Here is a 15,965-nt window from a genome sequence, read left to right on the forward strand (position 1 = left end):
CCGCGCGCCCGGGCGGGCGGCACGATCGGCGGAGCCTCGGGTCAACGAGCCGCTTCCGGCGCGGCCGGGGCCGCCGGGGTCTCGGCGACGGGCGCGGCAGAGGTCGCCGGTGTCTCGGCGGCGGGTGCCGCCGGCGGCACCGGTGCCGGAGTCCCGGCCGGGTCGACCCCGGCCTGGGCCACCGGCGCGCCCGGCCCCCCACCGGCGGGCGGCGGTGCCGTGGCGGCGGCCGGCGGCGCGCCGGCCGGTGTCGCCGGGGCCTCCGGAACCAACGGCGGCTTGGACGTGGCGGGCTTGGGCACCCCGAGCACCCGTCCGGTCGCGGGGTCGATGAAGACCGGACTGCCCCCCGGAACCAGCCCCAGCTCCTGGGCCCGCCGGGCGAGTTCGCCGGGCGCCGCCTTGGCGTCCAGCTCGCGCTGCAACGCCTCGCGGTCGTCGGTGAGCTGGTCCTGGCGCTTTTGCAACCGGCCCACCTCGAACGAGCCCTGGTTGAGCGCGGTGTTCAGCAGCAGCAGGGACAACAGGCCGCCGCCGAGCAGGGCGACCACGAGCACCACGAACGGCGTGCGCGTCGTCCCCTTCGCCCGGCGCGCGGCCAGACGGATCCGGGTCATCGTCTTCGCCGCGCCGCTCATCGGCTCCCCCGTCCGCCGCGTCGATTCACCGGTCTTCCCGCACCCGCTCCGCGGCCCGCAACCGCACCGACGCCGCACGCGGGTTCTCCTCGTTCTCCCGCTCGCTCGCCTTCTCCGAACCGCGCGTGAGCAGCGTGAACCGCGGTTGCAACTCCTCCGGCACCACCGGCAGGTCCGGCGGCGCCTTGCTCTGCGCTCCGGCCGCGAACACCCGCTTGGTCATCCGGTCCTCCAGCGAGTGGTAGGACATCACCACGATCCGCCCGTGCACCGCGAGCGCCCGCACGGCGGCCGGCAACGCCCGCTCCAGCACCGCGAGTTCCCCGTTGACCTCGATCCGCAGGGCCTGGAAGGTACGCTTGGCGGGATTGCCGCCGGTCCGCCGGGTCGCGGCCGGGATCGCGGTGCGCACCACGTCGACCAGCCGCGCGCTCGTGGTGAACGGCTCCTTCTCCCGCTCGCGCACGATCGCGTCGGCCACCCGGCGGGCGAACCGCTCCTCGCCGAAGTCGCGCAGGATCCGGGCCAACTCCGCGGCGGTGTAGCCGTTCAGGATGTCGGCCGCGGTGATGCCCACGGTGGGGTCCATCCGCATGTCGAGCGGCGCGTCCTGCGCGTAGGCGAAGCCGCGATCGGCCCGGTCCAGTTGCAGCGAGGACACGCCGAGGTCGAACAGGATGCCGTCGATCCGCTCGATCCCGAGCCGGTCCAGCACCTCCGGCAGTTCGTCGTAGACCGCGTGCACCAGCGTCGCCCGCTCGCCGAAACCCGCGAGCCGGGCCGCGGAGCGCTCCAGCGCCTCGGGGTCGCGGTCGAGGCCGATCAGCCGCACCTCGGGGAAGGCGGTGAGCAGGGCCTCGCTGTGTCCGCCCATGCCGAGCGTCGCGTCCACCACGACCGCTCCGGGGGCGCGCAGCGCGGGGGCCAACAGGTCGACACACCGCTCCAACAGGACCGGAATGTGGGCGGGTGCCGTCACGGCCCCTCCACCATCGTCGCGTTCACTCCGGGCCCTTCGTCGTGCGGAAACCCGCAGTCTAGAGGCCGAGGTGCAACCTTCTCGCGGAACATGCCGCGAACCGTGCCACCAGGTCCCCGCCCGCTCGTCTGGGGAAGTGACCTCTGGCACCGGGGAAGGAGTGCCAGAAAGCTCGGAGCGGGTGGAGACCTCGCGGCAGGTGCGCCGGGCGAGGCCACGTTCGTGAGGATGCGACTCGGGGAGTTCGAGGAGAGGCGGCGCGTCGCCGCGCTCGGATCGGCTCAGATCAGGCCGGGCAGCACCTCCTCGGACAACACGGCGAAGGACCGCTCCTGCTCCGCGAGGTAGTCGTGCCAGGTCTCGGCCGCCCACAACTCGACCCGGGTGTTGGTCCCGATGACGACGCAGTCCCGACTGTCCCGGTCCAGACCCGCGTAGTCGCGCAGGGGTTGCGGCACCAGCACCCGCCCCTGCTTGTCCGGCACCGCGTCGGAGGCCCCGGCGTAGAGCACGCGCATGTAGTCGCGCGCCGCCTTCGAGGTCACCGGAGCCCGGCCCAATTGCTCGGCGATCCGGGTGAATTCCGCGATGGGCCACACATAGAGGCAGCGTTCCTGCCCCTTTGTGATCACAAGGCCCTCCGCCAACTCGTCCCGGAACCGCGCCGGCAGGATCAGCCGGCCCTTGTCGTCCAACCGGGGCTCGTACGTGCCCAGAAACACCGAGCACCTCCGGCCGCCGTCAGGAGCTTGTGGGCTCCATTTCTCGCCACTCTACTCCACCAAACCCCACGGTCAACCCTTTTCGGGCGCGTCACTCTGTTCCCACTGATGACAAAAGCCCAGTTCAGAAGGGGTGTCCGGGAAGAACCACCCGATTGCGCGCCCCCCGCACGCCACTCCCCCGCATCGGGCGCGGGTTTCAGCCGTTCCACCCTTGGGCTCCCGGTATGAATCTCCCATTCGGGGATTAGCACTCATAACGCAAAAAAGTGATGAATATCCGCATGTCGGGCGGTGTGACTCCCCCCACGAGGCGGATGGGGTTCGCGGTCGCTAACGTCTCGACCATGGTCGATCGTCTTGTCGCAGCCAACCGCCTCTACGCGGAGCAGTACCGGAACCCCGGTATGTCCGCCGTGCCGGTCCGCCACACGGCGGTCGTCACCTGCATGGACGCCCGTCTGGACGTGCACGCGATGCTCGGTCTCGAACTGGGTGACACGCACGTGATCCGCAACGCGGGCGGCGTGGTCACCGACGACGTGGTGCGTTCGCTCACGATCAGCCAGCGGCACCTGGGCACCACGCAGGTGGTACTGATCCACCACACCCAGTGCGGCATGCTCACCGTCACCGAGGACTTCCGCCGCGAACTCGAGGCCGACACGGGCCTGCGCCCGCAGTGGGCGGTCGAGGCGTTCGTCGATCTCGACGGCGACGTGCGCCAGTCGATGAACCGGGTGCTCCGCTCCCCGTTCCTCCCGCACCGGGAGACCGTGCGCGGTTTCGTCTACGACGTCACCACCGGCCTGCTGCGCGAGGTTTTCCCGCTCTCCGACGTGCAACCGGAAGACGCCCCCGAGCAGTCATAGGCTCCGTCGCCTCTCCCGTCGACCCGAATTCCGGATCGGCGCGGCATCATCGAGGGGATCGACCCGTCTCGGCCGAGCCTTTTCCGCCGAGCGGATCGCCCCGCACGCCGCGTCGGCTACCGTCCGGAGTCGCATGCGCGTTGTCCGGGCCGTCCAACGGGGTGACGGCAGCGCACGCTACCGGGAGAATCGGCCTGTGGCCCTGACCCAGGGCGTGTACAACGCGGTTCCAGGGAGGGGCACGGGTGTCGACGTTCAACGATCAGGCCGGTCTGGGGGATCTGACGGTCACCACCGATCGGATCCGCGGGGCCATGGAGACCGTGATCGAGGGCAAGCCCGAGGTCGTCCGCCTCGCCTTGACGGTGCTGCTGGCCGAGGGCCACCTGCTCGTCGAGGACGTTCCGGGAGTCGGCAAGACGATGCTGGCCAAGGCCCTCGCGCGATCCGTCGATTGCGACATGCGACGGGTCCAGTTCACCCCGGACCTGCTGCCCTCCGACATCACCGGCGTCAGCGTCTTCGACCAGGAGAAGCGCGAGTTCGAGTTCAAGCCGGGCGCCATCTTCGCCAACATCGTGGTCGGCGACGAGATCAACCGGGCCTCGCCGAAGACCCAGTCCGCGCTCCTGGAGTGCATGGCCGAGTGCCAGGTCACCGTCGACGGCACCACCTACGAGTTGAGCGCGCCGTTCATGGTGATCGCGACGCAGAACCCGGTGGAGATGGAGGGAACGTATCCTCTGCCCGAGGCGCAGCGGGACCGCTTCATGGCCCGCGTCTCGATGGGATACCCGGCGATCGACGCCGAGTTGCGGATGATCGGCGGCCACAGCGCCGGCTCCCCGCTGACCGACCTGACCCCGGTCGCCGACGCCCGGGACCTGGTCCGCCTCGCCGACGCGGTACGCCGGGTGCACGTGTCCCCGGCCGTCGCGCGCTACGCGGTCGACCTGGTCAACGCCACCCGCCGCTCGCCCGAACTGCGCCTGGGCGCCTCGCCGCGCGCCACCCTGCACCTGGTCCGCGCGTCCCGGGCGGCGGCCGCCCTGGACAACCGCGACTACGTCCTGCCGGACGACCTGCAGACCCTGGCCGTGTCGGTGCTGGCCCACCGCCTGCTGCCCACCGCCGACGCGCAGATGGCCCGGCGCACCCCGGAGCAGATCGTCGCCGACATCGTGCGCCAGGTCCCGGTGCCCGGCGCCCCCGCCGGTCAGGCCCCGCACCCGGCCCAGGGCCGGCCGGTCGGCGCGCCGCAGATCGTGCCCGCCCCGCCGGTGCCGCCCGCCCACCAGCCCTATCCGGGCGGCGTCCCGCACCACAACGGCGGCCGGCCGTACCCGACGCAGGCGCCGACCGCGCACGAGGGCTACGCGCCGGTGCCGTCCGACGGTCGCCTCGGCGGCACGGGCTCCGGGGCGGCGCGCTGACGTGCGTACCGCACTGTCGGGCCTGACCACCCGGGGGCGCTCCTTCCTCGCGGCGGGGATCGCCGCGAGCATCTGCGCGGTGGTCCTGGGCCAACGCGACCTGCTGCGGGTCGGCTTCCTGCTCACCGCGCTGCCGCTGGTGGCGGTCCTGATCGTCGCCCGCACCCGGCACCTGGTCACCAGCGCCCGGGGGTTGGAACCGCCCCGGGTCGCGGCCGGCCACGAGTCCCAGGTGCGGCTGCGCGTGGACAACGTCTCGCGCATCCCCACCGGTCTGCTGATGCTCGAGGACCACGTGCCCTATGTACTCGGCTCGCGGCCCCGCTTCGTGCTGGACCGGATCGAGCCGCACGGCAACCGGCACGTGTCCTACCGGGTGCGCTCGGATCTGCGCGGGCGTTTCCCGGTGGGGCCGCTGCGCCTGCGGATGGCCGATCCGTTCGGGATGTGCGAGTTGACCCGTTCCTTCGCCGCCCGGGACACCCTCGTGGTCACCCCGGCCGTGCAGCCGCTGCCCGCGGTGGACCTGGGCGGCGAGTGGACCGGCTACGGCGACAGCCATGCCCGCAACGTGTCCGCGTCCGGCGAGGAGGACGTGGTCCCGCGCGAGTACCGGCACGGCGACGACGTGCGCCGGGTGCACTGGCGCTCCACCGCCCGGCGCGGCGAACTGATGGTGCGCCGCGAGGAACAGGCCTGGCAGAACCGGGCCACCGTACTGATCGACACCCGCGCCGGCGCGCACGTCGGCGACGGGCCGGCCTCGTCCTTCGAATGGGTGGTCTCGGCCGCCGCGTCGGTGGGCGTACACCTGTGCCGGCGCGGCTACACCACCCGGCTGCTCGACGCCGAGGGCGACGCGCTCGCCGGGGACCTGGAGGGCATCCGGGCCGCGCCCGGCGACCTGGAGGGTTTCCTGCTCGACGCGCTCGCGGTGGTGGCGACGGTGCCGGTGAGCGCCCTGGACCAGGCCGAGCCCGCCCTGCGCGACCCGGCGGGCGGCGGGCTGACCGTCGCCGTGCTCGGCGCGCTGACCGAGGACGACGTCAAGCGGCTCGGCCGGGCCCGACACCGGTCCGGGCGCGGGGTCGCGATCGTCCTGGACGTGAGCACGTGGGGCCGGGTGCCCGGCGCGCTGCCGCACGACAGCGCGGTGGGCCTGCTCCGCCAGGCCGGCTGGCGGGTGCTCTCCGCCCGGGCCGGCTCCCGGCTTTCCGAACTGTGGCGCTCGGCCGGTCGGGTGGGCGACCCGGCCGCCGCCGGCTCGATGTCCTACGCCGGCACCGCGCGCGCCGCCGCCCCCGCGGCCCCCGCGCCCGTGACCACGCCCGCCGCCTCGGGTCCGCCGCCGCGCCCCCGTGCGGCGCCCACGATCGGGGGCTCCACCGTCGACGGAGGGGAACGGCCATGACCGGCCGACTGCGTCTGGCCCTGGTCGCGGCCCTCGCGACCGCGCTGACCTCGTCCGCACTGCTCCCGTTGGTCGACGCGGGCGGCTGGATCGCCCAGGGACTGGGCGCGATCCTGCTGGTCGCCCTGGTCGGCGAGGGGGCCCGGCGGATCCGGGTGCCGCGCCCGATCGTGGGACTGACCCAGGTCGCCGCCCTGGTGCCCTACCTGCTCCTGGTCTGCGTCCCCGACGCCAGCGGCCCGATCCCGACCCCGAGCAGCGTCGACGCGTTCGTGGAGTTGATGCGCACCGGCGGACAGGACATCCGCGAGTTCAGCACACCCGCCCCCGCCACACCCGGGATCGTCGCGATCCTGCTCACGGTGATGGGCGGCGTGGCCGTGATCGTGGACATGATCGCGGTGACCTACGCCCAGGCCGCCCCGGCGGGTCTGCCGCTGCTCGCGCTCTACAGCGTGCCGGCCGCGCTGTCCCAGTCCGGCCTCGGCTGGGCGGTCTTCCTGATCGCGGCGCTGGCCTACGTCCTGCTGCTGCTCGCGGAGGGCCGCGAGCGGTTGCTGCGCTGGGGCCGACCACTGACCCCGCCGATACCGCCCGGCCATCCGCCGATGCGCCAGTATCGCCCGCCCGCCCGCGGCGGCGGCCGGATCGGCGTGGCCGCGCTCGCGGTGGCCGTGGCGGTGCCCGCGCTGATCCCGCTGAGCGCCAACCGGCTCCTGGACAAGAACGACAACGGACCGCAGTCGCATCGGCTGACCACGATCAACCCCGTGGTCAAGCTCTCCGACGAGCTGAACCGGGCGGAGAACCGGGAGTTGATGCGCTATCGCACCACCTCCGCCGCGCCCGGCTCGATCTATCTGCGGATCTCCTCCCTCGACCGGTTCGACGGCCGCTCCTGGCAGCCGTCGGAGCGGCAACTGACCGACGTGCCGAAGGACTTCCCCAAGCCGCCGGGCCTGGACCAGGCGGTGCGCACCACCGAGGTGATCACCCGGGTCGAGTCCGACCGGGACTACGACCAGGGTTCGCTGCCGATGCCCTACCCGGCGACGCAGGTCCAGGTGAAGGGCAGTTGGCGCTACGAGCCCGAGGGTCGCCTGCTGCTGGCCGACAACAAGCAGGGCCTGCGCGGCCTCGGCTGGACGGTGACCAGCCTCGACGTCGAACCGACCCCCGCCCAGCTCAAGGCCGCCGGCGCGCCGCCGCCCGCGCTCGCGCCCTACGTGGCGCTGAACCTGCCGACCGACATGGTGAACCGGATCCGCCAGCAGGCGCTGCGGATCGGCGGCAACGGCACCTCCTACGACCGGGCCCGGAACCTGGAGGAGTGGTTCGCCCGCTCCAACCAGTTCCGCTACGACACCAAGGTCCCGCCGGGCAACGGCACCTCGGCGCTGGAGAACTTCCTGGAGCAGAAGGTCGGCTACTGCGAACAGTTCTCCTCCGCGATGGCGGTGATGGCCCGCACCCTGGGCATCCCGGCGCGGATCGCGGTCGGCTTCATCCCGGGCACGCAGCAGGCCGACATGAGCTACAAGGTCAGCAGCCACGACGCGCACGCGTGGCCGGAGCTGTACTTCTCCGGCGCGGGCTGGATCCGGTTCGAGCCGACCCCCTCCCGGGGCAACTCGCCCTCCTACGCCCAGCAGGACGTGGCACCGGTCGCGCCGTCGGCGACCCCGGGCAGTGCGGGCGACCTGCCCTCCAAGCAGCCGCAGACGGCGCCGAGCGCGGCGCCGTCGACCGCCACGACCACCGCGCCGGCCGCCGTCGGCGCCTCCTCGGACGGGCCGCGGTTGTCCGGCCGGGTGCTGCTGATCGGCGGCGCCGTGCTGCTGGTGGCGCTGCTCGTGGTGGCGCCGATGCTGGTCCGCTCCCGGGTACGCCGACGCCGGTTCGCGGCGCTCACCCGGGACGTGGCGGCCGACGTCGATGCCGAGGACCGCGCCGGGCCGGTGCTCGGCGGCTGGGCCGAGGTGCTGGACACCGCCCGCGACCTGGGCCACCCGGCACCGGACGCGGAGACCCCGCGCCAGGCCGCCGAACGGCTGCTCGCGGTGCTGGCGGTCGACGCTCCCGCCGCCGAGGGTGCCGGGGACGTCGACGACACCGGGCGACTCGCGGCGGGATCGGCCGTGCTCGCCGCCCGCGAGGCACTGCCCCGGATCGCGCTCGCCACCGAACGGCTGTTGTACGCGGCCGCCCCGCCGGTCCGCGAGCCGGGCCTCGGCGAGGACGTGCGGGCGGTCCGCCGGGGCCTGTTGGCCCGGGCCGGACGCGGGCGCCGGTTGCGGGCGAGCCTGCTCCCGCCGTCGTTGCGCCGCCGGGGCGGGCAGAGCCGGGGCGAGCGTCGGTACACGCTCGCCGAGCGGTTCCGGCCCCGGCTGTCGCGCCGCCGGGACGAGGGCCCGGGCGGCACGCCCAAGCCGGCCGACCTCGGCTGAGCGGCGGGCGGCCCCGGCCGCCCGCCCCGGGGCACCGGGACACGACGACGAAACGCCGGTGGCGGTGACCTCCGATTCCCTCGGAGGTCACCGCCACCGGCGTGGTCGTTCGTATGCCGCCCCGTCTCGACGTCGCGCCCGGGACTCACCCGTGGCGACCGGGTCTCCCCGGTCGCGTCGTCGACGCGGTGCGGTACGCGCCGAACGTCAGCCGTTCTCCTCGCGTCGACGACGCCAGCGGTCCTCGATGCGGTTCATCACCTTGGCCTTGCGCCGCCGCGGTGCGCGACCGCGGCCCGCGCCGCCGCCCTCGCCCGCGTCGGGCGTCGCCGGTCCCCGGCGCCAACCGGTGACCGCGAGGAGCGCCCCACCGAGCATCGCCAGAAAGCCGATGACACTGACCCAGATCTGTTGGACCATCATGCCGGTCATCAACAGGACGATGCCGAGCAGGAATCCGAGGATCGCCTGAACGGTGCGTCGCCGGGTATGCCGGCGCATGCCGGCTGCTTCGAGCGCTGTCGCGAATTTGGGATCTTCGGCGTAGAGCGCTCGCTCCATCTGCTCAAGCATGCGCTGCTCGTGCTCTGAGAGCGGCACGGCGTCCTCCTTCGTCGGCCGCGACGCGACCTTGCGGCCCTTTCAGGATAGGCAGGTAATCGCTGTCGTGAAAGCCACCCTCGGCACGGGCTCGACGCCCGACACCGCATGAGGGTTCACCACATCGATTCCCGCCCCTTCCAACACTCCTGCCCTGTCCGGCGCACGCTCATGTCCCCCGGTCAGGGCTTCGATGATATGCGGCCCGGGCGGGTTCGCGCTGAGGGATGGGGCCGGGCGGGTCCGCGTCGGCGGCGCGCGGGGTGCCCGGGGCCGGCGGCCGGCGGCCGTTCAGCGCCCTCGCGGGCCCCGCGCCCGGGGTCCACGATCGAGCAGGGTGGCGGCGGTGAGCGCCGAATCGCCGAATCGGCCGCGCACCGCGTCGGCCGCGCGCTCCACCTCACGCCGGCCCGGATCCCGCTCGCCGAGCACCAGTTGGCGCGGACAGCCGCCGCCGACCAGGCCCTCCACCCGGATCCCGACCAGGCGCAGGCGGGCCCGTTCCAGGCCCAGCGCGCCGTGCAGCAGGCAGGCCACGTGGTAGATCTCGTGGCCCACGTCGGTGGCCTCGCGCAGGGTCCTGCCGCGGGTGATGGTGCTGAAGTCGGCGAACCGGATCTTGATCGTGACGGTCCGCCCGGCCGTCTTCGCCCGGCGCAGCCGGGTCGCGGTGCGGTGCGCGAGGGCGAGCAGGGTGCGGCGGATCGCCACCGGGTCGTCCACGTCGGTGGGGAAAGTCTCCTCGGCGCCGATACTGCGTTCGGGTTCCCAGGGGATCACCGGCCGGCGGTCCCGCCCCCAGGCGAGTTCGTACAGCCCGCGCCCCGCGGCGGCACCGAGCGCGCGGCTCAGCGTCTCGACCGAAGTGTGGGCGACATCACCGATGGTGGTCAGGCCCAGATCGGTCAGCAACGCGCCGGTGCGCTCGCCGACGCCCCACAGGCGGTCCACCGGGAGCGGGTGCAGGAAGTCCACCACCTGCTCGGGGCGGATCACGCTGAGCCCGTCGGGTTTGGCCAGGGCGCCGGCCAGCTTGGCGGTGAACTTGGTGTCCGCGATGCCGACCGAGCAGGTGATGCCCTGCTCGTCGAAGATCCGGGCGCGGATCGACTCGCCCACCGTCTCCGGCGGCCCCAGACGGCGGGTGACGCCCGCGAGGTCGAGGAACGCCTCGTCCAGGGACAGCGGCTCCACGCGCGGGGTGATCGAGCGCAGCACCTCCATGACGCCGCCGGACACGCGGGCGTAGTCGTCGTGTTCCGGGGAGAGGAAGAGCGCGTGCGGGGCGAGCCGGCGGGCCCGGGAGGTGGCCTGGCCGGCGTGCACGCCCAGCGCGCGCACGTCGTAGGTGGCGGAGAGCACCACCCCGCGCGGGCCCTGGCCGGCCACCACCAGGGGGGTGTCGCGCAGTGTCGGGTCGCGGCGGATCTCGACGGACGCGTAGAAGGCGTCCATGTCGACGTGCATGATCGCCTGCGGCGGTGCGGATCGGGCGGTGCTCATCCGGCACCGCCCGTCCGGGCGTCGCGGCCGGGGCGGGAAGCGGGCCCCGGGCCGAAAGCGGGGCTAGTTCGCCGGCTTGCCCGCGAGCAGGTGCAGTTGGGTGGCCAGGGCGCGGTACTCGGGCTGTTCGGCCGCGGCGCGTTCGAGGTCGAGGAGGGCGTCGAACGAGCCCGGGTCGTCGACCAGGACGCCCGGGACCAGGTCGGCGAAGACCCGGATCGCGTGCACCGGGCCCGCCTCCAGGCCGGCCTTGGCGACCAGCGCGGTAAGGTCGGCGACGGTGAACCGGCGCGGCATCGGGTCGGCCGGGCCGTAGCGGCCCTCGGGATCGGCGAGCAGGTCGCGGGCCTGGTCGAAGTGCCCGGCGAGGGCGCGGGCCAGGACCGCGCCGGTGCGGTTGGCCGCGAGCAGGCTGAGCGTGCCGCCGGCGCGCAGCGCGCGGACGATCCGGCCGAGGTCGGCGGCGGGGTCGTCCACCACCTCGAGGACGCCGTGGCACAACACCACGTCGGCGGCGTCCGGCTCGACCACGTCGAACAGGTCGTGGGTGTCGCCCTGGAGGGCTCGGACCAGGTCGGTGACCCCGGCCTCGGCGGCCCGGCGCTCCAGCGCGGCGAGCGCGTCGGGGCTGGGGTCGACGACGGTGACCCGGTGTCCGAGTCGGGCGATGGGCACCGCGAGGTTGCCGGTGCCGCCGCCGGTGTCGAGCACGTCGAGGACGTCCCGTCCGGCCGCCTCGGCCCGTCGGTCCAACGCCTCGCGCAGCACCTGCCACACGACGGCGGTGCGCATCGAGCTGCGCCTGCGCGTCTGGTCGGACACGAACACCCTCCTCCGGAACCGGTCGGGTTCCACCTTAGAGCGTGTGCGGAGGTCATCCCGCGCTCCCGGGGCTGGCGTGCCACAGCTTGCGCGGGGGCTGCTTGGCGGCGGTGCCGGCGGGACGCAGGTCGGCGTACGGGGAGACCTTGAAGCCGCTGGCGTGCACCAGGACCCGGCGCTCGGCGGGCGCGGCGGACGCCGGCCGCGTTCGGGCCATCAGCTCGTGCACCGCCGGAACGCCGCCGACGCTCCAGGCGTCGTGCAGCGCGCCCAACTCCCAGCATCCGGTGGCCCGCAGCGACACGCCGCGCGGTCCGGTGCGGCGCAGCACCCCGCGCACCACCAGCAGCCAGGAGTGGAACAGCGTGGCCGCGTACGGGTCCTGGGCGTCCTCGAAGAAGGTGGTGTCGACCGGTCCGGTGGCGTCGTCCAGGGTCAGGAAGATCACCCGGCGGCCGGAGCGGATCGGCGGCGTCTGGGTGGCCACCTTGACCCCGGCGACCAGCAATTCCTCGCGGTTGCGCCGGTTCAGCAGGTCGCGGGCGCGGGTGACGCCCAGGTCGGCCAGGAACGGCGCGTGGAAGTCGAGCACGTGCCGGCCGGCGTCCAGACCGAGCACGTCGAGTTCGGCCCGCACCCGTTCCACGTCGGTGAACTCGGGCAGGCCGGTGGCCGGCGGGATGTCGGGGGCCAGGCCCAGGTCGAGTTCGGCGCCCTCCTGGTGTCGGCCGCCCCGGCCTCGACCGGCCCGGCCGAGGCGGTTCAGGTCGGCGAGTTGCAGGAGCAGGTCGCGGCGGGTGGTCGGGGCCGGGTGCACGGCGTCGAACGCGCCGATGGTGATCAGCCGTTCGGTGGTCGGGCGGGACGCGCCGCCGCGGGCCCGGAAGTCGACGAGGGAGGTGTACGGGCGGTGCGCCAGGACGTGGGCCACCTCGTCGGCGCCGATGCCCTTGACCTCGGCCAGCGGGATCCGGATGCCGGGCGGTCCCTCGGCGAGGGGCTCGACCCGGTAGACGTCGTCGGAGCGGTTGACGTCGACGCCCAGGATCGGCACGCCGAACTGGCGCGCGTCGTCCAGGATCAGCCGTTTGGGGTACATCCCGGGGTCGTGGGTGAGCACGCCGGCCAGGAACGCGGCGGTGTGGTGCGTCTTGAGCCAGGCGGACTGGTACGTGGGCAGCGCGAAGGCGGCGGCGTGCGCCTTGCAGAAGCCGAACGAGGCGAAGGCCTCCAGGACGTCCCAGATCTTGTCGATCACCGGCCGGCTGTAGCCGCGGTGCGCGGCGAGTTCGTACAGCCAGCTCCGGACGGCGGGTTTTCGCTCGTGGCTGCCCAGCGCGCGGCGGGCCACGTCGGCGCGGGCGAGGTCGCAGCCGGTGGCGATGTGGATGATCCGGATCACCTGTTCGTGGAAGACCACCACGCCGCAGGTCTCGGCCAGCGCCGCGCGGAAGTCCTTGTGGATGTAGTAGGGCTCGGTCCAGCCCTGGCGGGCGGCGAGGAACGGGGTGACCATGTCGCTCTTGACCGGGCCGGGCCGGAACAGCGAGATGTCCACGATGATGTCCTCGAACGTCTCCGGGGCGAACTTGCCGATCAGCTCGCGCTGTCCGGGCGATTCGATCTGGAAGCAGCCGAGGGTGCGCGTGGAGCGGATCAGGTCGAACGTGGCCGGGTCGTCGTGCGCGATCGTGTCCAGGTCGGGGGCGGCGCCGTCGACCCGTTCGATCTCGGCCACCGCGTGCGCCATCGCGGACTGCATCCGCACCCCGAGCACGTCGAGCTTGAGCAGTCCCAGGTGTTCGACGTCCTCCTTGTCGAACTGGCTCATCGGGAAGCCCTGCGCGGAGGTCTCCACGGGGGTGCGGTCGAGGAGCGTGGGGTTGGACAGCAGTACGCCGCACGGGTGCAGGGCGAGGTGTCGGGGCAGGCCGTCGAGCCGGGCGGCGAGCGCGAACAGGCCGTCGAAGCCGCCGTCCCGGGCGAGTCGGTGGTTGCGCAGTTCGGGCAGGTCGCGCAGGGCCGGGCCGAGGTCGCGGGCGCGGATGTGCGGGAACGCCTTGGCCAGTTCGTCGATCTCGCCGGCGGCCAGGCCCAGGGCCGCGCCGACGTCGCGGATGGCGTGCCGGGCGCGGTAGGTCTCGGCCATCGACACGCAGGCGCAGCGCTCCGGGCCGAAGACCTCCATGATCCGCCGGTAGACGTCGGTACGGCGGGCGGATTCCACGTCGACGTCGATGTCGGGCAGCGCGGTGCGCCGGTCCGAGACGAAACGCTCCATCAGCAGGCCGTGTCGGAGCGGGTCGACGCCGGAGATGCCGAGCAGGTGGTTGACCAGGCTGCCCGCGCCGGAGCCGCGGGCGGCGCAGCGCACGCCCATGTCCCGGATCAGGTCGACCACGCCGGCCACGGTCAGGAAGTAGGACGGCAGGCCGAGTCGGCCGATCAGCGCCAGCTCGTCGTCGAGGCGACCCAGCGCTTCGGTGGTGGGGGCGATGCCGCGCAGCCCCAGGCCCGCCTCGCACCGCGCGCGCAGTTCGGCGCCGGCCCGGCTCGCGGGCACGCCCAGCACCTCCGGCTCGGGGTAGAACACGCTGCCGATGCCCAGGTCCCGGGCCGGGTCCAGGACCAGTTCGTCGGCCAGCGCGCGGCCGGCGCCGAGCAGCGCGGCGGCGGTGCCCCGGCCGGCCAGGCAGGTGATCTCGGCGGCGACGGCGACCATGTCGAGGGTGGGCTTGAGGTATGCCTCGGAGCCGGTGCGGGCCAGGTGGTGCGGGCCGAGCGGGACCAGCCGGCGGGCCGAGTCGAGCACGTCGGCGACCACGGCGTCCTCGCGGTCGGCGTAGCGCACCGCGTTGGTGAGCACGGCGGGCACGCGGTGGGTGTCGGCGAGAGTGAGCGTCCGGGCCGCGTGGACGGCGGATCCGGCCCGGCCCGGCGGCGCGAGATGGCACACCAGTTCGAGGTACAGGGCGTCGTCGGCCATCACGGCGCGGGCCCGGGCGAGCAGTCGTGCGGCGAGCGCGGGCCGGTCGGCGGCGAGCGCCCGGCCGACCTCGGAGTCGGGTCCGGCCAGTACGACCACGGCGCCGTCGGTCGCGGCCAGCGCCTCCCAGGTGGTCACCGGGTTGACCCGGTCGCGCCGGTGCGCGTCGCTGATCAGCCGGCACAGCGCGGCCCAGCCGGCCTTCCCCCGGGCGAGCACGGTGACCCGGGGATGCCCGGGGTCGGTGAACGCGCCGCCGCGCGCGGGGGTGCGCCGGACCCGGGCCGGCGCGACGGGATCCGGCTCGGCGGGCAGCACCGCCAGCTCGGCGCCCAGGATCGGCCGAATGCCCGCCGCGAGGCAGCCGCGCGCGAAGGCGACCGCGCCGTACACCCCGTCCCGGTCGGTCAGCGCGAGGGTGTCCAGGCCGTGTTCGACCGCGCGCTCGATCAGGGTGTTCGGGTGCGAGACGCCGTAGCGCATCGAATGCCCCGACGCGACGTGCAGGTGGGCGAAGGGGCGGTTCGATCGATTCGGTCGGTTCATGGGTGGTGCCGGTTCTCGGGTGGGGGCGTGCGGTGGCGGGGCGTTCGAGGGAGGGCGTTCAGTCGACGGGAGGGGGCGGGGCCGGGATCGGGGGCAGCGCGAGCAGGCGCACCACCAGGCGGAAGAAGGTCTCGACGTCGCGGATCAGGTCGTCGGCCTCGCGGCCGGTGACCGCGCCGGGCAGGCCCGCCTCGGCGGCGGCGCGCTTGCGGGCACCGGACGCGAAGAAGGCGGCCCACTCGACCAGCTCGGGCGCCACCTTCGGCAGCAGCTCCCACGCGCTGCGCGGGGCCCGCCGGCGCCGGCCCGGGCGCTGCTCGTCGGCCTGTGCCCGGGCGGCGAGCACGGCCGCGGCCACCCGCAGCGCGGCCAGGTGGGCGGTGGCGTAGCGCTCCGCCGCGTCGGGGTTGACGGCGGCCTCCGTGAGCCCGCGCCGAGCCTGGGCCAGCAGGTCGAGCGCCCCGCGCGGGGCGGACGACCAGCGCACCGGCGCTCGTCGGATCGGCGGCGGCTCGGGTATGTGGGCGGACTGGTTCACACTCGTGCGCACACTCGCGCTCGCGCTCGCGCTCACGGAGTCACCTCCTCAATCGGCGGTCCGAGCCAGCGTCCAGGTACCGGCGCCGGCGTCCAGGCTGAGGTCGTAGACGCCCAGGGGCGCGCTGCGACCGGCCCCGGCCTCCACACGCCACACCTCGCGCTCCCCCGTCGTCACGACGGCGGCCCGCGAACGCGCGTGCTGCCACCACTCGCCGGTCTCGACCCAGTGGCCGAGCACTTCCCGGACCACGTAGAGCCGGTCGTGCCACAGGAACCGCGCGGGGTCCCCACCACTGCGCAGCACCTCCACCGGATCGGTGTGCAGACGCGTCATACGGCTCCTCCTCCGCCGAGGCCCGGGCCGCGATGCGCTTCCCCACGCACCGCGACCCCGGCCGCCCATCCGTTTGCCCCGTGCCGTTCGAGTCGAACTTTTTTCTCGAACAAAAGTTCGATCCCGTTTGCC

At 74.0% G+C, this 15,965-nt stretch carries 13 protein-coding genes; 4 read left to right on the forward strand and 9 right to left on the reverse strand.

The window, feature by feature from the left end:
• Window positions 1-41: 41 nt before the first annotated feature.
• The 3 genes from ftsL to mraZ all read right to left on the reverse strand — a co-directional run bounded on the left by ftsL (window position 42) and on the right by mraZ (window position 2,339).
• Complete coding sequence (ftsL, locus tag EMA17_RS19205; RefSeq protein ID WP_174861395.1) at window positions 42-638, reverse strand: cell division protein FtsL; 597 nt, start codon at window positions 636-638, stop codon at window positions 42-44.
• A gap of 25 nt (window positions 639-663) precedes the next feature.
• Window positions 664-1,617, reverse strand: coding sequence for a 16S rRNA (cytosine(1402)-N(4))-methyltransferase RsmH (gene rsmH / locus EMA17_RS19210; protein WP_126638301.1), 954 nt, complete (start codon window positions 1,615-1,617; stop codon window positions 664-666).
• Window positions 1,618-1,898: 281 nt separating this feature from the next.
• Entirely contained in the window at window positions 1,899-2,339 is a 441-nt protein-coding gene (gene mraZ / locus EMA17_RS19215; protein ID WP_126638302.1) for a division/cell wall cluster transcriptional repressor MraZ, read from the reverse strand.
• 347 nt (window positions 2,340-2,686) lie between these two features.
• On the opposite strand from mraZ, the gene EMA17_RS19220 reads away from it, so the two are divergent.
• The 4 genes from EMA17_RS19220 to EMA17_RS19235 all read left to right on the forward strand — a co-directional run bounded on the left by EMA17_RS19220 (window position 2,687) and on the right by EMA17_RS19235 (window position 8,502).
• Window positions 2,687-3,211, forward strand: a complete 525-nt coding sequence (locus tag EMA17_RS19220) for a beta-class carbonic anhydrase (RefSeq protein WP_246126766.1) — start codon at window positions 2,687-2,689, stop codon at window positions 3,209-3,211.
• A gap of 245 nt (window positions 3,212-3,456) precedes the next feature.
• Window positions 3,457-4,644 carry an AAA family ATPase gene (locus EMA17_RS19225; protein ID WP_126638304.1) on the forward strand — a complete coding sequence of 396 codons (1,188 nt, stop codon included), beginning with the start codon at window positions 3,457-3,459 and terminating at the stop codon, window positions 4,642-4,644.
• A 1-nt stretch (window position 4,645) separates the two neighbouring features.
• Window positions 4,646-6,055, forward strand: a complete 1,410-nt coding sequence (locus EMA17_RS19230) for a DUF58 domain-containing protein (RefSeq protein WP_126638305.1) — start codon at window positions 4,646-4,648, stop codon at window positions 6,053-6,055.
• Window positions 6,052-8,502 (forward strand): transglutaminase TgpA family protein, encoded by a 2,451-nt coding sequence (locus tag EMA17_RS19235; RefSeq protein ID WP_126638306.1) that lies wholly within the window; start codon window positions 6,052-6,054, stop codon window positions 8,500-8,502. Before EMA17_RS19230 ends, EMA17_RS19235 begins: the two co-directional genes overlap by 4 nt.
• 207 nt (window positions 8,503-8,709) lie before the next feature.
• On the opposite strand, the gene EMA17_RS19240 is transcribed toward EMA17_RS19235, so the two are convergent.
• The 6 genes from EMA17_RS19240 to EMA17_RS19265 all read right to left on the reverse strand — a co-directional run bounded on the left by EMA17_RS19240 (window position 8,710) and on the right by EMA17_RS19265 (window position 15,833).
• Window positions 8,710-9,102 carry an SCO2097 family morphological protein gene (locus EMA17_RS19240; protein ID WP_078977583.1) on the reverse strand — a complete coding sequence of 131 codons (393 nt, stop codon included), beginning with the start codon at window positions 9,100-9,102 and terminating at the stop codon, window positions 8,710-8,712.
• Between the two features lie 291 nt (window positions 9,103-9,393).
• Window positions 9,394-10,605, reverse strand: a complete 1,212-nt coding sequence (gene dinB / locus EMA17_RS19245) for a DNA polymerase IV (protein ID WP_126638307.1) — start codon at window positions 10,603-10,605, stop codon at window positions 9,394-9,396.
• Between the two features lie 63 nt (window positions 10,606-10,668).
• The gene (locus EMA17_RS19250; RefSeq protein WP_126638308.1) at window positions 10,669-11,427 is read right to left on the reverse strand and encodes a methyltransferase domain-containing protein; all 759 of its coding nucleotides are present in this window, start codon (window positions 11,425-11,427) and stop codon (window positions 10,669-10,671) included.
• Between the two features lie 52 nt (window positions 11,428-11,479).
• The gene (locus tag EMA17_RS19255; protein WP_126638309.1) at window positions 11,480-14,959 is read right to left on the reverse strand and encodes a DNA polymerase III subunit alpha; all 3,480 of its coding nucleotides are present in this window, start codon (window positions 14,957-14,959) and stop codon (window positions 11,480-11,482) included.
• A gap of 58 nt (window positions 14,960-15,017) precedes the next feature.
• Entirely contained in the window at window positions 15,018-15,533 is a 516-nt protein-coding gene (locus EMA17_RS19260; protein WP_371863019.1) for an SAV_6107 family HEPN domain-containing protein, read from the reverse strand.
• 12 nt (window positions 15,534-15,545) lie between these two features.
• The gene (locus tag EMA17_RS19265) at window positions 15,546-15,833 is read right to left on the reverse strand and encodes a DUF6504 family protein (RefSeq protein WP_126638310.1); all 288 of its coding nucleotides are present in this window, start codon (window positions 15,831-15,833) and stop codon (window positions 15,546-15,548) included.
• Between the last annotated feature and the right edge of the window lie 132 nt (window positions 15,834-15,965).

The sequence above is a fragment of the Embleya hyalina genome (genome assembly GCF_003967355.1).
Classification (GTDB): Bacteria; Actinomycetota; Actinomycetes; order Streptomycetales; family Streptomycetaceae; genus Embleya; species Embleya hyalina.

Excerpts from the sequence above, each read along its gene's own strand:
- dinB (WP_126638307.1), bottom strand. The coding sequence starts at position 10,605 with ATGAGCACCGCCCGATCCGCACCGCCGCAGGCGATCATGCACGTCGAC.
- EMA17_RS19265 (WP_126638310.1), bottom strand. The coding sequence starts at position 15,833 with ATGACGCGTCTGCACACCGATCCGGTGGAGGTGCTGCGCAGTGGTGGG.
- ftsL (WP_174861395.1), bottom strand. The coding sequence starts at position 638 with ATGAGCGGCGCGGCGAAGACGATGACCCGGATCCGTCTGGCCGCGCGC.
- EMA17_RS19235 (WP_126638306.1), top strand. The coding sequence starts at position 6,052 with ATGACCGGCCGACTGCGTCTGGCCCTGGTCGCGGCCCTCGCGACCGCG.
- EMA17_RS19255 (WP_126638309.1), bottom strand. The coding sequence starts at position 14,959 with ATGAACCGACCGAATCGATCGAACCGCCCCTTCGCCCACCTGCACGTC.
- EMA17_RS19220 (WP_246126766.1), top strand. The coding sequence starts at position 2,687 with ATGGTCGATCGTCTTGTCGCAGCCAACCGCCTCTACGCGGAGCAGTAC.